The 387-nt window shown below is 55.0% G+C and carries 1 protein-coding gene; it reads right to left on the reverse strand.

The annotated features are described in order from the left end of the window. Positions 1-28 precede the first annotated feature (28 nt). On the reverse strand, positions 29-256 hold the full coding sequence (locus ON19_RS45210; protein ID WP_043700669.1) for a hypothetical protein: 228 nt from the start codon (positions 254-256) through the stop codon (positions 29-31). Positions 257-387: the final 131 nt, after the last annotated feature.

The following is a 387-nucleotide window of genomic DNA, read 5'->3' on the forward strand; positions in this document are numbered from 1 at the left end:
GACTCTGATCGTCAGAGTCAGCACCCAGTCACATCCATACATTCACAGAGAACTTGGAGACAATCACAAGATCATCCTGCCAAAAGAACTGCACCTGGCGCAGGTCGGCACGCGCTCGGGCCTCGGCCAGGCGCACCAGCGACTCCAGCTGCCGCGTGGTGATGGGCGCGCTGTCGACCGACCCCACCGCCTTCCTCCGCAGCTCCAGATAGAACTCCTTCAGCACCTGCGCCGCTCCCCTCTCCAGTCTGAGCACTCATCCGCAAAACCCTAATAAACCCAAACGCTAATATAAAAAAGAAAAATGTGAAATATAGTCGAACACAGCCAGGCACCATGGGATGAAACCCAAACAATGTGCTTCTCCAAGTTGTCCAGCTGGACTCT

It is taken from the genome of Nocardia abscessus NBRC 100374, from assembly GCF_000308455.1.
GTDB lineage: Bacteria > Actinomycetota > Actinomycetes > Mycobacteriales > Mycobacteriaceae > Nocardia > Nocardia abscessus.